Here is a 15,652-nt window from a genome sequence, read left to right on the forward strand (position 1 = left end):
CGCGCGCCCCGCGCCCCGGTGCTCACACCTTCACCAGCCCCTGCTGAACGGCACCGCCGAGGGCCAGGTACACGTCCTCCAGGCTCGGCGTGGCCAGCGTGAAGTCGTCCAGGGCTGCGAAGGCGGCCCCGCCGGTGACGGTCGCGACCACCGCCCGGGCCTCCTCGGGCCCGAGCCGCAGCGTCCAGCGGCGGCCCGACTCCACGACGCGGTCCCGCAGCGCGGCCACCTCGGGCACGTGCAGCGGAGCCGCGTCCCGCCACACCAGGTCGACGCGCACCTCACCGGCGACCTGCTCCTTGAGCCCGGCGGGGGTGTCGCAGGCGATCACCCGCCCCCGGTCGAGGACGGCCACCCGGTCCAGCACGGTCTCGGCCTCGATGACGTTGTGGGTGACGAGCAGCACGGTCGTCCCGCGCTCGGCCCGCCGACGGTCGACGGCGGACCACACGGCCCGGCGCGCCACCGGGTCCATGCCGGTGGTCGGCTCGTCCAGGACGAGCAGCGGCCGCTCCCCCACCAGGGCCGCGGCGAAGCACGCCAGGCGCCGCTGGCCTCCGGAGAGCTTCTTCAGCGGCCGCCCGGCGAGCGGCGTGAGACCCAGCTCGTCGAGGACGGCGTCCCGCTCGGCCCGCGCCCGCCGTACGTCCAGGCCGCGCAGCCGCCCGGTGGTCTCAGCGGCGAGGGAGACGGTCAGCTCGTCGAGGGCGGTCGACTCCTGACCGAGGTAGGCGAGGAGCCGCGCGGCACGTTCAGGGTGGCGCACGATGTCGTGCCCGAGGATCTCCACACTGCCGCGGTCGGGCCGCATCAGCCCGGTGAGCTGGCGTACGAGGGTGGACTTGCCGGCGCCGTTCGGCCCGAGCAGGCCGAAGATCTCACCGCGGCGGATGTCCAGCGTCACGTCGTCCGTGGCCCGGACCTCGGGCGTTCCGGGGGTGCCGCGCCGGCCCCGTACCGCCGGATAGGTCTTGGTCAGCCCGCGCACCGCGCACACGACGTCACCATCGTGCCGAAATGCCTGTGCCGCGCGCTTACTCACAAGGGACGAGACTACGGGGTCGGCGACCCCGGTCCGCTCTCGGGTCGGTCCACAACGGGAAATCCGTCGGCAAAGAACTCAGGCGTCGACGGGTGGGTGCTCCACGCCCGTGCGCACGCTGATCTCCCGCCAGAAGCCGGCCCGGATGGCGTACCGGTCCCGCTCGTCGATCTGGTCGTCCTTGTGGGCGAGCAGGCCGAAGCGGGCGGCGTAACGCAGCAGCTCCCCGTCGACGCGGTGCGGGATGCGCGGGTACATCCCGGACAGCTTCTGCAGGTGGTTCTGGTCGCCGAGGCGCTCCACCCAGCGCCGGGCGAAGACCTGCCCCACCTCGTACGGGTCGCCGCCGACGGTGGTGATGTCCTCCTCGCGGTCGGCCCACCGCTGCTCGGCCGTGGTCAGCTGGGCGAGTGTCGGCATCGAGGCGGCCTCGGGGGGCTCGGCCGTGGGCCGGTCGACCCAGCCTTTGTCGGAGGACCACCGGAGGGTGGCGGAGGCGGGGGGCTGGGCGGGCTGGGTGCCGGGGGCACGCAGGGCGGCCAGGTCTTTGGGCGTGGGGACCCCTTTGGCGGCGGGCAGCCGCTCCTCCGTGCCGTTCTGCCCGGGGCCGGCCGCCGGGTTCCGGGGCTGCGGGGCGGGTCGTTCGGTCCCGGTGCCGAGCGCGGACTCGGGCAGCGGCGCGGAGAGGATCGCGGCGATCTCGGGCCGGGGCGCGGGCTGGGGGGCGCACACCCCGGTGTAGTCCTTGGCGCGGACGGCCTTGGTGATCCACGCCCGGTCCAGGACGCGCCGCTCGTCGGCCTCGGCGACCAGGTCCTCGGACTGGTTGTAGTCGCCGTCGGCGGCCTGGACGGCCCACAGGTGGACGGCGACGCCGTGCTCCTTGGCGGCCATCATGCCGGGCAGCAGATCGCCGTCGCCGGTGACGAGGACGACGTCGGAGCAGGCGCGGTTGCGGGCCAGTTCGGTGAGCTCGGCGTGCATCGCGGCGTCCACGCCCTTCTGGGCCCAGCGGCCGTCGCTGCGGGTCAGCGCGCCGAGCCGGACGGTGACCCGGGGCATCACGCGCAGCCTGCGGTGCTCGGGTTGCGGGACGCGGTCGGGGGCGCCGTCGAACCAGTAGATGCGCAGCAGTGGCTGCTGCGTGTCGGATTCGGCGCGTTCTCGCAGCCCCTGGATGAGGGCGGTGTGGTCGACGGTGATGCGGGACCGCGAGGGTTCCCCGGCGAGGAGACTCGCCGCGGCTCCCAGCAGATACCCAGCGTCCACCAGGACGATGCAGCGGTCCACGCGACTCACCCTCTTCCCAGGAGGTTTGCTTCGGGCTTGCTTCGAGTCTGCCCGACGGCGCGGAGGTTAACGGCCGGAACTCGATCTTCGGCGTGGCGTTTCGAGACGTTCCGCTCCGACCACCCCTGTCACGGACGGTAATTGTCCGACATGCGATCGTTGTCGGCCTGTGTGAATCTGGTCCCGGCCCTGGCCCCTAGTCCCCCACAGGAGGCATCACCATGGCCAAGAACAAGAACCGTGACCGTAAGCAGCAGCGCCCGACCGAGCGTGGCCAGCGGGCGGACCGCAGCCCCGCCTCGCAGACGGAGCCCCAGGCCGAGGTCGAGGCGACCCCCGGCGAGGTGGCGTCCGGCAAGCGAAAGCGCAGCTTCGGCCACAACTGACATCCGTGTGACGGGCTGTTGGGCCCACGCACATGCACGAGGGGCGTACCCGCTGCCGGGTACGCCCCTCAAGCGCATCGAGAGCCCTGCGTCACCCGGCCAGGCAGGACGGCCCGAGCAGCACCTTCAAGTCGCCGAAGAGCGCCGGGTCCGGCTTCACCCGGTGCCGGTCCAGCCGCAGCACGGTGGTCTTGGTCGGCCCCTGGAGCCTGATCCGGACCTCGCTGTCGCCCTTGTGGTGACTGAGGACCTCGCCGAGGCGGCTGACCAGCGGCGGGGTGACCCGGGTGGCCGGGATGGTGAGGACCACGGGCGCGTTGGTGCCCGCGTTGGACAGGTCCGGGACCATCAGCTCCATCGCGACGAGCCGCGGCACGTCCTCGCGCTTGTCGAGGCGGCCCTTGACGAACACCACGGCGTCCTCGACGAGTTGCGTCGAGACGAGCTGGTAGGTCGCGGGGAAGAACATGCACTCGATCGAGCCGGCGAGGTCCTCGACGGTGGCGATGGCCCAGGCGTTGCCCTGCTTGGTCATCTTGCGCTGGAGGCCCGAGATGATGCCGCCGATGGTGACGACCGCACCGTCGGAGTGCTCGCCTCCGGTCAGCTGGGAGATACCCGCGTCGGCCTTGTCGGACAGGATGTGCTCCAGGCCGAACAGCGGGTGGTCGGAGACGTACAGACCGAGCATCTCCCGCTCCTGGGCGAGCAGATAGGTCTTGTCCCACTCGTCGGGCGAGAACTCCACGTCGAGCCCGAAGCCCGGCTCGCTGGTCTCGGCCTCGCCCATGCCGCCGAAGAGGTCGAACTGCCCCTCGGCCTCCTTGCGCTTGACCGCGACCACGTTGTCGATCATCGGCTCGTAGTGCGCGGTGAGGCCCTTGCGGGTGTGGCCCATGGCGTCGAAGGCGCCGGCCTTGATCAGCGACTCGGTGGTGCGCTTGTTGCAGACCACCGCCTCCACCTTGTCCAGGTAGTCCGGGAAGGAGACGTACTTTCCCTTGGCCTTGCGGCACCGGATGATCGACTCGACCACGTTCGTACCGACGTTGCGGACGGCGGAGAGGCCGAAGAGGATCACGTCGTCGCCCTGGGCGGCGAAGTTGGACATCGACTCGTTGACGTCCGGCGGAAGCACCTTGATGCCCATGCGACGGCACTCGTTGAGGTAGACGGCCGACTTGTCCTTGTCGTCCTTCACGGACGTGAGCAGCGCGGCCATGTACTCGGCGGGATGGTTCGCCTTGAGGTACGCCGTCCAGTACGAGACGAGTCCGTAGGCGGCGGAGTGCGCCTTGTTGAACGCGTAGCCGGCGAAGGGGACCAGCACGTCCCACAGGGCCTGGATGGCCTCGTCGCTGAAGCCCTTCTTGCGGGCGCCCTCCTGGAAGAGGACGAAGTTCTTCGCCAGTTCCTCGGGCTTCTTCTTGCCCATCACGCGGCGGAGGATGTCGGCCTCGCCGAGCGAGTAGCCGGCGATGATCTGGGCGGCCTTCTGCACCTGCTCCTGGTAGACGATCAGGCCGTGGGTGACGTCCAGGACCTCCCTGAGCGGCTCCTCCAGCTCGGGGTGGATGGGCGTGATCTCCTGCTGGCCGTTCTTGCGCAGCGCGTAGTTCGTGTGGGAGTTCATGCCCATGGGGCCCGGGCGGTACAGGGCCGACACGGCGGAGATGTCTTCGAAGTTGTCCGGCTTCATCAGCCGGAGCAGGGAGCGCATGGGACCGCCGTCGAACTGGAAGACGCCGAGGGTGTCGCCGCGCTGGAGCAGTTCGAAGGTCGTGGGGTCGTCGAGCGGGAGGCTCAGGAGATCGATGTCGATCCCCTTGTTGGACTTCACCATCTTGACGGCGTCGTCCATGATCGTCAGGTTGCGCAGGCCGAGGAAGTCCATCTTCAGCAGGCCGAGCGACTCACAGCTCGGGTAGTCCCACTGCGTGATGGTCACGCCGTCGGTGTGCCTGACCCAGACCGGGACGTGGTCGGTGATGGTCTCGCTCGACATGATCACGCCGGCGGCGTGCACGCCCATCTGCCGGACCAGGCCCTCGACGCCCTTGGCGGTGTCGATGACCTTCTTCACGTCCGGTTCGTTCTCGTACATCGCCCGGATCTCGCCCGCCTCCGAGTACCGGGGGTGCTCGGGGTTGGTGATGCCGTCGAGGTTGATGCCCTTGCCCAGGACGTCGGCGGGCATCGCCTTGGTGAGGCGGTCGCCCATCGCGTACGGGTAGCCCAGCACGCGCGCGGAGTCCTTGATCGCGTTCTTGGCCTTGATGGTGCCGTACGTGCCGATCATGGCGACCTTGTCGGCGCCGTACTTCTCCGTCACGTAGCGGATCACCTCCACGCGCCGGCGCTCGTCGAAGTCGATGTCGACGTCGGGCATGGAGATGCGCTCGGGGTTGAGGAACCGCTCGAAGATCAGGCCGTGCGGGATGGGGTCGAGGTCGGTGATGCCGAGGGCGTAGGCGACGATCGAGCCGGCCGCGGAGCCTCGGCCGGGACCGACCGCGATGCCCTGCTTCTTGGCCCACATGATGAAGTCGGCGACCACGAGGAAGTAGCCCGGGAAGCCCATCGAGATGATGGTGTCCATCTCGTACTCGACCTGCTTCATGCGGTCGTCCGGGATGCCGTCCGGGAAGCGGCGGTGCATGCCGCGCAGGGTCTCCTCGCGGAACCAGCTGACCTCGGTGTAGCCCTCGGGGATGTCGAACTTGGGCATGAGGTCGCGCTTCTGGAACATGTCCGTGGTGTCGACCATCTCGGCGATCAGGCGGGTGTTGGCGCAGCCCTCCTGCCAGGCGTCCGAGGAGTCGATGGCGTACATCTCGTCCGTGGACTTCAGGTAGTAGCCGGTGCCGTCGAACTTGAAGCGGTCCGGGTCGGAGAGGTTCTTGCCGGTCTGGATGCACAGCAGCGCGTCGTGGGCGCCCGCCTCGTGCGCGTACGTGTAGTGCGAGTCGTTGGTGACCAGCGGGGGGATGCCGAGCTTCTTGCCGATCTCCAGCAGGCCGTCGCGGACCCGGTGCTCGATCTCGATGCCGTGGTCCATCAGCTCCAGGAAGTAGCGGTCCTTGCCGAAGATGTCCTGGTAGTCGGCGGCGGCCTTGAGGGCCTCGTCGAAGTGGCCGAGGCGCAGCCGGGTCTGGACCTCGCCGGAGGGGCAGCCGGTGGAGGCGACGATCCCCTCGGACCACTGGGCGATGGTCTCCTTGTCCATCCGGGGCCACTTCTGCAGCCAGCCCTCGGCGTAGGCGTCGGAGGACAGCCGGAAGAGGTTGTGCAGACCTGTCGAGTTCACCGCCCACATCGTCTTGTGGGTGTAACCGCCGGAACCGGAGACGTCGTCCCGCTTCTGGTGCGGCTGGCCCCACTGGATCTTGCGCTTGTTGCGCCGGGACTCGGGCGCGACATAGGCCTCGATCCCGATGATCGGGGTCACTCCGGACTTCTGGGCGGTGTGGAAGAAGTCGTAGGCGCCGTGGAGGTTGCCGTGGTCGGACATGGCGATGTGCGTCATGCCCATCTCGTTGCACGCGTTGAACATGTCCTTCAGCCGCGCGGCACCGTCCAGCAGCGAGTACTGGGTGTGGACGTGCAGGTGCGTGAACGGCGGCTTTGACACGGCTGCGGCCTCCAGGGAGAACAGGGGTCGAATGGGGTCCGACAGGCTGCGGACAGTCTGGGGGACAGCGTCGAAGTCTATGCCTCGGCACTGACACCCGGAGGGTTGACCCGCGTACCTTCGTGCGAGGCTTCGCGGGCACTCCCGCGGGCCGCCGCACGTTGGGCAGAGGGCGGACCTGCCGCCCCGAACGTACGCACCAGGAGGCACCCAGCGATGTCGTTCCCGCAGCTCGACGACGAGCACCGCGGTGAGGAGATCCTCGCCGTCTTCGACACCGCCTTCGGGCAGCTGCTGGCCGCCGACCCGGCCGCGTTCCGCGTGAAGTTCCGGAAGATGGCGGCCTCGGCCTTCGCCTTCTACCGGGGGACGGCGAGCCTCTTCTACCACGATCTGACCGTGTCCGATGAGTTCGGGTCGCAGCGGGGCGGCCCCTACCTGGACGACCGGACGTCCCGGGTGTGGATCCACGGCGACCTGCACGCGGAGAACTTCGGCACGTACATGGACGCCAACGGCCGCCTGATCTTCAACGTCAACGACTTCGACGAGGCCTACGTCGGCCCCTTCACCTGGGACCTGAAGCGCCTGGCCGCCTCCATCGCGCTGATCGGCTACGCGAAGGCGCTCGGCGACGAGCAGATCACCGAGCTGGTGCGGGTGTACGCGGGCGCGTACCGCGAGCGGATCCACGCCCTGGCCACGGGCGCCAAGAGCGACGAGGTGCCGCCGTTCACGCTGGACACGGCCGAGGGCCCGCTGCTGGACGCGCTGCGTGACGCCCGCTCGCTGACCCGCTTCGGCCTGCTGGAGTCGATGACGGAGATCCGCGACTTCGAGCGCCGCTTCGCGCCGGGCGGCGGCTCCGTCGAGCTGGACGCGGCCACGCGGTACAAGGTGCTCGCCGCCTTCGACGGCTACCTGGAGACGCTCCCGGACAGCTCGCTGGCCCGCCCGGACTCCTACCGTGTGAAGGACGTCGTCGGCCGGCGCGGCATCGGCATCGGCTCGGCGGGGCTGCCGTCGTACAACATCCTGCTGGAGGGGCACAGCGACGCCCTGGAGAACGATGTCGTGATCTACATCAAGCAGGCCCAGACCCCGGCGGTCTCCCGGCACATCACGGACCAGGCGATCCGCGACTACTTCCAGCACGAGGGGCACCGTACGGTCATCTCCCAGCGCGCCCTCCAGGCGCACGCCGACCCGTGGCTGGGCTGGACCGAGCTGGACGGCGCGGGCCAGCTGGTCGCCGAGGTCTCGCCGTACGCGGTGGACCTCGACTGGGGCGACATCGACGACCCGGAGGAGATCGCCCAGGTGGTGGCCGACCTCGGCCGGGCGACGGCCGCGATGCACGCGGCGGCGGACGACCAGTCCGGCGAGTCCCTGGTGCCGTTCTCCACGGAGCGGGCCATCGACGCGGTGATCTCGGCCGACGAGGAGGGCTTCGCACCCCTGCTGGTGGACTTCGCGCACCGCTACGGCGCACGCGCGCGTGCCGACCACCAGACCTTCGTCGACCTGTTCCGCAACGGCCGGATTCCGGGTCTGTAACCGGCTTGGGCCCTCCGCTCACTCACAGGCATCCTTTAGGGGTCCCTTACAGGCCCCCATGACAGACTCTTTTCGCTATGGACATATCCGGGACCCAGCTCAGAGCCGTACGCGCGGCGCTGTTCACGGCCGTGGTCGTGACGCTCAGCACCGCGTCGCACGTGCTGCTGTCCGGAGCCCCGCTGCCGGTGAGCACGGTGGCCGCGGTCGCCGCCGCCGTGTTCGTGATCGCGTTCGCCCTGGCAGGCCGTGAGCGCTCCTTCGGGAGGATCGCGGCCTTGCTGATCCCGCTGGAACTGGCCGCCGACACGGTGTTCACCACCGGTCAGCACGCCTGTTACGGCCGGGCGGGCGGCCCGGTCACCGGTCCCCTGCGCTCGGTCGGGCTGGACGTGCTCTGCGGCGGCGGTGAGGTCGGCACACCCCTGGCCCGGATGGCCGGGGCCACCGGCACCGACCGGCTGGCGGCCGCGGTCGCCCATGCCGACCCGGCCACCGCCTGGCTGCTGCTCGGCGCGCACATCGGCGTCGGGCTCCTCGCCGCCGTCTGGCTGCGCCGCGGCGAGCGGGCCCTGGCCCAGCTCCTGCGGGCGGTGACGGCTACCACGTTCCGGCCGCTGCTGCTGGCCGTCGCCGCGGTCGCGGTGGAGCGGGCCCCGGCCGGGCGGCGCCTGCCGGCGCGCGCCGCCGACCGCACGCTCACCGCCCGCGACCGGATCCTCGCGTACTCCCTGGGACGGCGTGGACCGCCGTGCTCACCCGCCTCGGCTTGAGGCACTTCCGAGCACCGGCAGTCCCCCTTACGTATTCCGCACACGCAGGTGTGCGCGTCCCCCACGGAGAACATCACCATGAGCAAGCGAAACAGCCAGGCGGCGAAGACGGCGGCCCGCGAGCGGCTGCGCGTCGAGCGTGAGCGCGAGGCCAAGCGCGCGAAGACCAAGCGGCAGGTCATCGTCGCCTGCTCCATCGTCGGCGTCCTGGCGATAGCCGGCGGCATCGGCTACGCCGTCGTCCAGGCCAACAAGCCCACCCACTGGGAGGCGGTGAAGGACGAGAAGGTCGTCACCCCCGCCAACACCACGGGCACCGACGGCACCACGGTCGTCATCGGCAAGGACTCGGCGAAGAAGACGCTGAAGATCTACGAGGACCCGCGCTGCCCCGTGTGCGCCCAGTTCGAGCAGACCGTCGGCCCGACCGTGAAGAAGGACATCGACGACGGCAAGTTCAAGATGCAGTTCATCGGCGCCACGTTCATCGACGACAAGGACAACGGCGAGGGCTCCAAGAACGCGCTGAGCGCCCTGGGCGCCGCGCTCAACGTGAGCGACGAGGCGTTCCTGGACTACAAGGCCGCGCTGTACTCGGCGAAGTACCACCCGGAGGAGACCACCGACAAGTTCAAGGACGACAGCTACCTCATCAAGGTCGCGAACACCGTCCCCGAGCTGAAGGACAACAAGAAGTTCCAGGACGCGGTCGAGAAGGGCACCTACGACGCCTGGGCGATGGCCATGTCGAAGGCCTTCGACGACAACAAGGAGGGTGTGAAGGGCACGCCGGGCTTCGTCATGGACGGCAAGCAGCTCACCGCCGACAGCCAGGGCACGCCGCTGATGACGGTGGCCGACTTCAACCGGGTCGTGGGCGAGGCCCTCAAGAAGTGACGGCAGGTCAGGGACCGGTCGGGATGTGAAGAGCGGGCGAACTTCCGGAGTTCGCCCGCTCGGGTGCATACCGACCAGTAACCTGATCGGTCGTGACCAGTCGATACAGATCATCGAATACGTCAGAGGGCATCAACTCCCTCACCCCGCGCCGCCGTACGGTCGTCAAGGCCGCGGCGGCGACCGCTGTCCTGGCCGGGCCGCTGGCAGCGACCCTGCCGGCGCGCGCCGTCGACCAGGCACCCGCCTTCCTGCACGGCGTCGCCTCCGGGGACCCGCTGCCTGACGGCGTCCTGCTGTGGACCCGCGTCACTCCGGTACCGGAGGCGATACCCGGCTCCGGAGCGGGCCCGGACACCGAGGTGAGCTGGACCGTAGCCGAGGACAAGGCGTTCACCACCGTCGTTGCCAAGGGCTCGACCACCGCCACGGCCGCCTCCGACCACACCGTGAAGGCCGACATCCGCGGCCTCAAGCCGGGCACCGACTACTGGTTCCGCTTCTCCGCCGGTGGCACCGACTCCCCCATCGCACGCACCCGCACCGCCCCCGCGCACGACGCGGCCGTCACGGGCCTGCGCTTCGGCGTCGTCTCCTGCGCCAACTGGGAGGCCGGCTACTTCTCCCCCTACCGGCACCTCGCGGCCCGCGGCGACCTGGACGCCTGGCTGCACCTGGGCGACTACATCTACGAGTACGGCACCGGCGAGTACGGCACCCGCGGCAAGGTCGTCCGCCCGCACGCCCCGGCCCACGAGATCGTCACGCTCGCCGACTACCGCACCCGGCACGCCCGCTACAAGACCGACCCGGACCTCCAGGCGCTGCACGCCACGGCCCCGGTCGTCGCGATCTGGGACGACCACGAGTTCGCCAACGACGCCTTCTCGGGCGGCGCGGAGAACCACACGGAGGGCGCCGAGGGCACCTGGTCCGCCCGTCAGGCCGCCGCCAAGCAGGCCTACTTCGAGTGGATGCCGGTGCGCCCGGCGATCGCGGGCACCACCTACCGCCGGCTGCGCTTCGGCAAGCTGGCCGACCTCTCGCTGCTGGACCTGCGCTCCTTCCGCTCGCAGCAGGTCAAGGTCGGCAACGGCGAGGTCGACGACCCGGACCGCACCCTCACCGGCCGGGCCCAGCTCGACTGGCTCAAGGCGGGGCTGCAGTCGTCCGACACCACCTGGCGCCTGGTCGGCAACTCGGTGATGATCTCGCCGTTCGCGATCGGCTCGCTCTCCGCCGACCTGCTCAAGCCGCTGGCCAAGCTGCTGGGCCTGCCGCAGGAGGGCCTCGCCCTCAACACCGACCAGTGGGACGGCTACACCGACGACCGCCGCGAGATTCTGGCGCACCTGCGCGCGAACGCGATCCGCAACACCGTCTTCCTCACCGGCGACATCCACATGGCCTGGGCCAACGACGTGCCGGTCGACGCCGGTACGTATCCGCTGTCCCCGTCGGCCGCCACGGAGTTCGTCGTCACGTCGGTCACCTCGGACAACCTCGACGACATCGTCAAGGTCCCGGAGGGCACGGTCTCGGCGGTCGCCGCGCCGGTCATCCGCGCCGCCAACCGCCATGTCCACTGGGTCGACACCGACCGCCACGGCTTCGGTGTGCTGGACATCACGGCCGAGCGCGCGCAGATGGACTTCTACGTCATCTCCGACCGCGCGAAGCGTGACGCGACCGCCAAGTGGTCCCGCTCGTACCGCACCCGCAGCGGAACGCAGAAGGTCGAGCGCTCCTACGACCCGGTGTAACCGCCGCTACAGGGTTTCGAGGAAGCCGAGCGCCACCCGCCAGGTGGCCTCGGCGGCCTCCTCGTCGTAGTCCGGCAGGTCGGGGTCGGTGTAGAGGTGGCCGGCCCCGGCGTACCGGTACACCTCGACGTCGGCACCGGTGCGGCCCATCTGGAGGTACCAGGCGCTGAGCCAGTCGTCCGTCTCGAAGGGGTCCGGCTCGGCCACGTGCAGCTGGACCGGCAGGTCCTCGGCCGTGACGTCCGGCGCGATGTCCGACGTGCCGTGCAGCAGCAGCAGGCCGCGCGCCTTGTCGTCGCCGAGGGCCAGGGTCTGCGCGATGGAGGCGCCGAGCGAGAACCCCGCGTACACCAGTCCGCGCTCGGAGTAGGGCGCGGCGGCCATCACCGCACGCTTCAGGAGCTCGTCCTTGCCGATCTTCTCCTGCTGCTCCATGCCCTCCTCGACCGTGTCGAAGGTATGCCCCTCGAAGAGGTCGGGCGTCCACACCTCGTGTCCGGCCGCGCGCAGTCTGTCAGCGGCCTGGAGCACCGCGGGCCGCAGACCCTGGGTCGAGTGGAACAGCATGATGTTCATGAGGCCATGGTGCCAGCCTGGTGTGACGTGCCGGGATCCCGGCACTACCCACGACGCAGCGGAAGTCACATGTTCATGCACCCCGATGGCCGGTTAGGTTCGGTGGCATGGAGAACCTGCTACGACCGCTGATCGTGGTCGGTGGCTCGGTCGTGCTCACGCTGGTGATCGGCTGGGCCACCGACTTCCTGCTGCGCAAGGCCGACGAACGGCACCACGAGACCCCGCTGTGGGGTCTGCTCCGCCGTGCCCGCATCCCCTACCAGCTCGTGCTGTGCGCCGCCCTGCTGAGAGGCTCGTACGACCAGGCGCAACTGCTGCAGAGCCGCGAGGAGGCCGTCGGCCGGGTACTGACCCTGGTGCTGATCGGCTCGACCGCCTGGCTGATCATCCGGATCGCGGCCGCGATCGTCGAGACGTCCTACAGCCGGTACGCCCATGCCCGGGCCCACCGGGACCCGGCACGGGTCCGCCGGGTGCGCACGCAGGTGACGCTGATCATGAGGGTCGTGTCCGCGATCGTCGGCGTGGTGGCCGCGGCGAGCATGCTGCTGACCTTCCCGGCGTTCAAGGCGGCCGGTGCCTCGCTGCTGGCCTCGGCCGGCATCCTCGGCATCGTCGCCGGTGTCGCCGCGCAGTCCACGCTGAGCAACATGTTCGCGGGCTTCCAGATCGCGTTCGGTGACATGGTGCGCATCGGCGACACCGTGGTCGTGGACGGCGAGTGGGGCACGGTCGAGGAGATCACGCTGACGTTCCTGACCGTCCGCACCTGGGACGAGCGCAGCATCACCATGCCGGTGTCGTACTTCACGTCCAAGCCGTTCGAGAACTGGTCGCGCGGCACCCCGCAGATGACCGGCATCGTCTTCTGGCACCTCGACCACTCGGCGCCCGTGGAGGCGATGCGCGACAAGCTCCGCGACATCCTGCGCGAGTGCCCGGCCTGGGACGGCCGCGCCTACAACCTGTGCGTCACGGACACCACCCCGACCACCATGCAGGTGCGGGCTCTGGTGACGGCCAAGGACGCGGACGACATATGGACGGTGCGGGTCACGGTCCGCGAGGAGATGGTCCGCTGGCTGACCCACGAGCACCCGTACGCGCTGCCCCGCGTCAACACGGCGGACGCGGTCCTTCCGCCGTCCGCCGGCAGCAACGGCCACCGCCCGGCCCCGCAGACCGTACCGGCCCAGCAGCGCCGCTACCACGGAAACGGCGCGGGACGGCCGGACCGCTGACGATCGAGGCGGGCTCGCGCCCCTAGGACAGAGGGAGGGCCGGGCCGCCTCGCGGCCGGCCCTCCCTTTGTCCGCCGAGTCAGTGGCCGCGCTCGGCGCCGCCGTTGACCTGGATGATCTGCGAGGTGATGTGCCCGGCGCCCGGTGAGGCCAGCCAGTGCAGGGTCTGGGCGACGTCCCCCGGGGTTCCGGCCCGCCCGTTCGACGTCTCGCCGATGAGCCGCGCCCGCCGCTCCTCGGCCATCGCGTCCCCGAAGAACTCGGTGTCCTCGATGTAGCCGGGCGCGACCACGTTCACGGTGATGCCGCGCGGCCCCAGCTCCCGGGCGAGATCGTGGGCGTAGGGATGCAGCCCCGCCTTGGCCGCCGCGTACGCCCCGCTCCCGGACCCCCGGTAGGCGGCGATGGAGCTGAGGAACAGCACCCGCCCGCCGGGCTCGGCGAGCCGCGGCTTCAGCGCCTCGGTGAGCAGCACCGCCGTCAGGGTGTTGAGCCGGAAGTTCACGCTCCAGGTGTGCGCGACGGCCGCGAGCGGATCGTCACCCGGCGCATCCGGTTCGAGCAGCCCATTGCCGCCGGCGCTGTGCACGAGCACGTCCACAGCCCCCAGCTCCCGTTCCACGAAGGCGGCGACACCGCGCACGTCCTCCGGCTCGGCGAGATCGGCCGTGTACGTCAGCGCGCCGGGCACCTCGGCCTTCTCCAGCACGTCGGCCCGCCGCCCGAGCAACAGCACCCGATCCCCGTCCGCGGCGAACACCCGGGCCGCCGCGAGCCCAATTCCCGTACCTCCGCCACTGATTACCACATTTCGCGCCATACGGCCGACTCTACGACTCCGCGACCGCCCGCCGTCAAACCCGCAGCCGCGGCCGCCGGTGGCTCACCGCAGGCTACGGACGTCGAGGTGCCGCAGAACCCGGTCCACCACCTCGGGGTCCGCCCCGGGCTCACTCCGCGCCGCGAGCACCTCGTGCCGCGCCGCACTCAGCATCTCCTGCTGAATGCGCCGCACCCGCTTCACCCGCCGGGCCCCCTCCCGGTACGCCTCGCGGCGCTCGTCCTCCGCCAGTTCGGGACTGATCCGCACCCCGATGTCGTAGGCCCGCCGCAGCATCTGCTCGGACAGCTCCTCCGGCAGTTCCTCGCTCCCCTCGATCTCACGCAGTCTCAGCTTCGCCGCCTTGGACGCCCGGATCGCCAGCTCCTTCGCGAACTCCCTCTCCTGGTCCGTGTCGGCCTTCACGCCGAGCCGCCGCACCAGCCAGGGCAACGTCAGTCCCTGAAGCACCAGCGTCGCCATGATCACCCCGAACGCGATGAAGATGATCTCGTCCCGGCTGGGGAACGGCGCGCCGGCATCGGTCTCCAGCGGAATGGCCAGCACCAGCGCGACCGAGGCCACCCCGCGCATCCCCGACCACCACATCACCACGGTCTCGCGCCAGCTCACCGGGATGTCCTCGTCGTAGTCCCGCCGCGCGTGCAGCCGCTTGGTCAGCCAGGTCGCCGGCAGCAGCCACAGCAGCCGGGCGAACACGACGACGACCACCACCACCGCCGCCCACTCGAGCAGTTCGCCCCACCGCCCGGAGGCCGTCCGGATGGCGTTGTGCAACTCCAGCCCGACCAGCCCGAACGCGACGCCGGTGACGAGCGTGTCGACGATGTTCCAGAACGTGTGTCCGGCCAGCCGCGTCATGACGTCGTCGGCGTCCGAGCCGTACTCCGCGAGGAACAGCGCGGTGGTGAGCACGGCGAGCACACCCGAGCCGTGCAGCTCCTCGGCCATGACGTACGAGGCGTACGGCACCAGCAGGGTCAGCCCGATCTGCAGGGTCGCGTCGCCGAGTACCTCCATCAGCTTGTTCGCGCCCCAGCCCAGCGCGAGGCCCACGGCCACCGCCACCACGGCCGACAGCACCAGATCGAGTCCGGCCTTCCAAGGCGAGAACGTCCCGCTGACGGCGGCGGCGATCGCCACGTGGTACAGGACGATGGCCGTCACGTCGTTGAACAGCCCCTCGCCCTCCAGGATCGACACCAGCCGGCGCGGCAGTCCCAGTTGTCCGGCCACGGCGGTCGCCGCGACCGGGTCCGGCGGCGCCACCAGCGCGCCCAGCGCGAACGCCGCGGCGAGCGGCAGCCCCGGCACGATCGCGTCGGCCACAGCGGCCACGCAGGCCATGGTGACGAACACCAGCGCCACGGCCAGCAGGAAGATCGGCCTCTTGTTCGCCGCGAACTGCCGCCAGGACGTGCGCCGCACGGCCGCGTACAGCAGGGGCGGCAGCAGCAGCGGCAGGATCAGGTCCGGCGGGATCTCGACGTTCGGCACGAACGGCAGCAGCGCGAGGACTATGCCCAGCAGCGTCATCAGCACCGGCGCGGGCACTGAGAACCGGTCGCCCACGGGGACACTGATCACGGCCCCGAGCAAGAGCACGAACAGCAGGGCCAACTGATCCACGGTCAGCGCTCCGGGAGGTCAAA

General features: G+C 70.3%; 12 protein-coding genes. 6 read left to right on the forward strand and 6 right to left on the reverse strand.

What is annotated here, in order from left to right; genetic code table 11:
* Positions 1–22: 22 nt before the first annotated feature.
* The gene (locus ACIRDU_RS01635; protein WP_403572895.1) at positions 23–997 is read right to left on the reverse strand and encodes an ABC transporter ATP-binding protein; all 975 of its coding nucleotides are present in this window, start codon (positions 995–997) and stop codon (positions 23–25) included.
* 123 nt (positions 998–1,120) lie between these two features.
* Positions 1,121–2,332, reverse strand: a complete 1,212-nt coding sequence (locus ACIRDU_RS01640; protein WP_403572898.1) for an NYN domain-containing protein — start codon at positions 2,330–2,332, stop codon at positions 1,121–1,123.
* A 221-nt stretch (positions 2,333–2,553) separates the two neighbouring features.
* Between ACIRDU_RS01640 and ACIRDU_RS01645 the strand changes: the two genes are divergently transcribed.
* Positions 2,554–2,718 (forward strand): hypothetical protein, encoded by a 165-nt coding sequence (locus ACIRDU_RS01645; RefSeq protein WP_403572901.1) that lies wholly within the window; start codon positions 2,554–2,556, stop codon positions 2,716–2,718.
* 91 nt (positions 2,719–2,809) lie between these two features.
* Here the strand turns inward: ACIRDU_RS01645 and dnaE are convergent, their stop codons facing one another.
* A complete protein-coding gene (gene dnaE / locus ACIRDU_RS01650; RefSeq protein WP_403572903.1) occupies positions 2,810–6,349 on the reverse strand; it encodes a DNA polymerase III subunit alpha in 3,540 nt (1,179 codons plus the stop codon).
* Between the two features lie 216 nt (positions 6,350–6,565).
* Between dnaE and ACIRDU_RS01655 the strand changes: the two genes are divergently transcribed.
* The 4 genes from ACIRDU_RS01655 to ACIRDU_RS01670 all read left to right on the forward strand — a co-directional run bounded on the left by ACIRDU_RS01655 (position 6,566) and on the right by ACIRDU_RS01670 (position 11,339).
* Entirely contained in the window at positions 6,566–7,906 is a 1,341-nt protein-coding gene (locus ACIRDU_RS01655) for a DUF2252 domain-containing protein (RefSeq protein ID WP_403572906.1), read from the forward strand.
* A 77-nt stretch (positions 7,907–7,983) separates the two neighbouring features.
* Positions 7,984–8,679: a hypothetical protein gene (locus ACIRDU_RS01660; RefSeq protein ID WP_403572908.1), complete on the forward strand. Its 696-nt coding sequence runs from the start codon at positions 7,984–7,986 to the stop codon at positions 8,677–8,679.
* Positions 8,680–8,757: 78 nt separating this feature from the next.
* Positions 8,758–9,576, forward strand: a complete 819-nt coding sequence (locus tag ACIRDU_RS01665; protein ID WP_403572910.1) for a thioredoxin domain-containing protein — start codon at positions 8,758–8,760, stop codon at positions 9,574–9,576.
* 92 nt (positions 9,577–9,668) lie between these two features.
* Entirely contained in the window at positions 9,669–11,339 is a 1,671-nt protein-coding gene (locus ACIRDU_RS01670) for an alkaline phosphatase D family protein (RefSeq protein WP_403572912.1), read from the forward strand.
* Positions 11,340–11,345: 6 nt separating this feature from the next.
* Here ACIRDU_RS01670 and ACIRDU_RS01675 read toward each other — a convergent pair whose 3' ends face one another.
* Positions 11,346–11,960, reverse strand: a complete 615-nt coding sequence (locus ACIRDU_RS01675) for a dienelactone hydrolase family protein (RefSeq protein ID WP_403572915.1) — start codon at positions 11,958–11,960, stop codon at positions 11,346–11,348.
* A gap of 62 nt (positions 11,961–12,022) precedes the next feature.
* Here ACIRDU_RS01675 and ACIRDU_RS01680 point away from each other — a divergent pair, with 62 nt between their 5' ends.
* A complete protein-coding gene (locus ACIRDU_RS01680; RefSeq protein WP_403572917.1) occupies positions 12,023–13,159 on the forward strand; it encodes a mechanosensitive ion channel family protein in 1,137 nt (378 codons plus the stop codon).
* 79 nt (positions 13,160–13,238) lie between these two features.
* Here the strand turns inward: ACIRDU_RS01680 and ACIRDU_RS01685 are convergent, their stop codons facing one another.
* Both ACIRDU_RS01685 and ACIRDU_RS01690 read right to left on the reverse strand, forming a co-directional pair.
* Complete coding sequence (locus ACIRDU_RS01685) at positions 13,239–13,979, reverse strand: SDR family NAD(P)-dependent oxidoreductase (protein ID WP_403572920.1); 741 nt, start codon at positions 13,977–13,979, stop codon at positions 13,239–13,241.
* A gap of 63 nt (positions 13,980–14,042) precedes the next feature.
* Positions 14,043–15,629, reverse strand: a complete 1,587-nt coding sequence (locus ACIRDU_RS01690) for a Na+/H+ antiporter (protein ID WP_403572923.1) — start codon at positions 15,627–15,629, stop codon at positions 14,043–14,045.
* Positions 15,630–15,652: the final 23 nt, after the last annotated feature.

The sequence above is a fragment of the Streptomyces sp. NPDC093598 genome, assembly GCF_044764825.1.
In the GTDB taxonomy this organism is placed as follows: Bacteria; Actinomycetota; Actinomycetes; order Streptomycetales; family Streptomycetaceae; genus Streptomyces.

What these genes read in the sequence shown, in the direction of transcription:
- ACIRDU_RS01660 (WP_403572908.1), top strand. Translation starts at nt 7,984, where the DNA reads ATGGACATATCCGGGACCCAGCTCAGAGCCGTACGCGCGGCGCTGTTC.
- ACIRDU_RS01665 (WP_403572910.1), top strand. Translation starts at nt 8,758, where the DNA reads ATGAGCAAGCGAAACAGCCAGGCGGCGAAGACGGCGGCCCGCGAGCGG.
- ACIRDU_RS01645 (WP_403572901.1), top strand. Translation starts at nt 2,554, where the DNA reads ATGGCCAAGAACAAGAACCGTGACCGTAAGCAGCAGCGCCCGACCGAG.
- ACIRDU_RS01685 (WP_403572920.1), bottom strand. Translation starts at nt 13,979, where the DNA reads ATGGCGCGAAATGTGGTAATCAGTGGCGGAGGTACGGGAATTGGGCTC.
- ACIRDU_RS01655 (WP_403572906.1), top strand. Translation starts at nt 6,566, where the DNA reads ATGTCGTTCCCGCAGCTCGACGACGAGCACCGCGGTGAGGAGATCCTC.
- ACIRDU_RS01680 (WP_403572917.1), top strand. Translation starts at nt 12,023, where the DNA reads ATGGAGAACCTGCTACGACCGCTGATCGTGGTCGGTGGCTCGGTCGTG.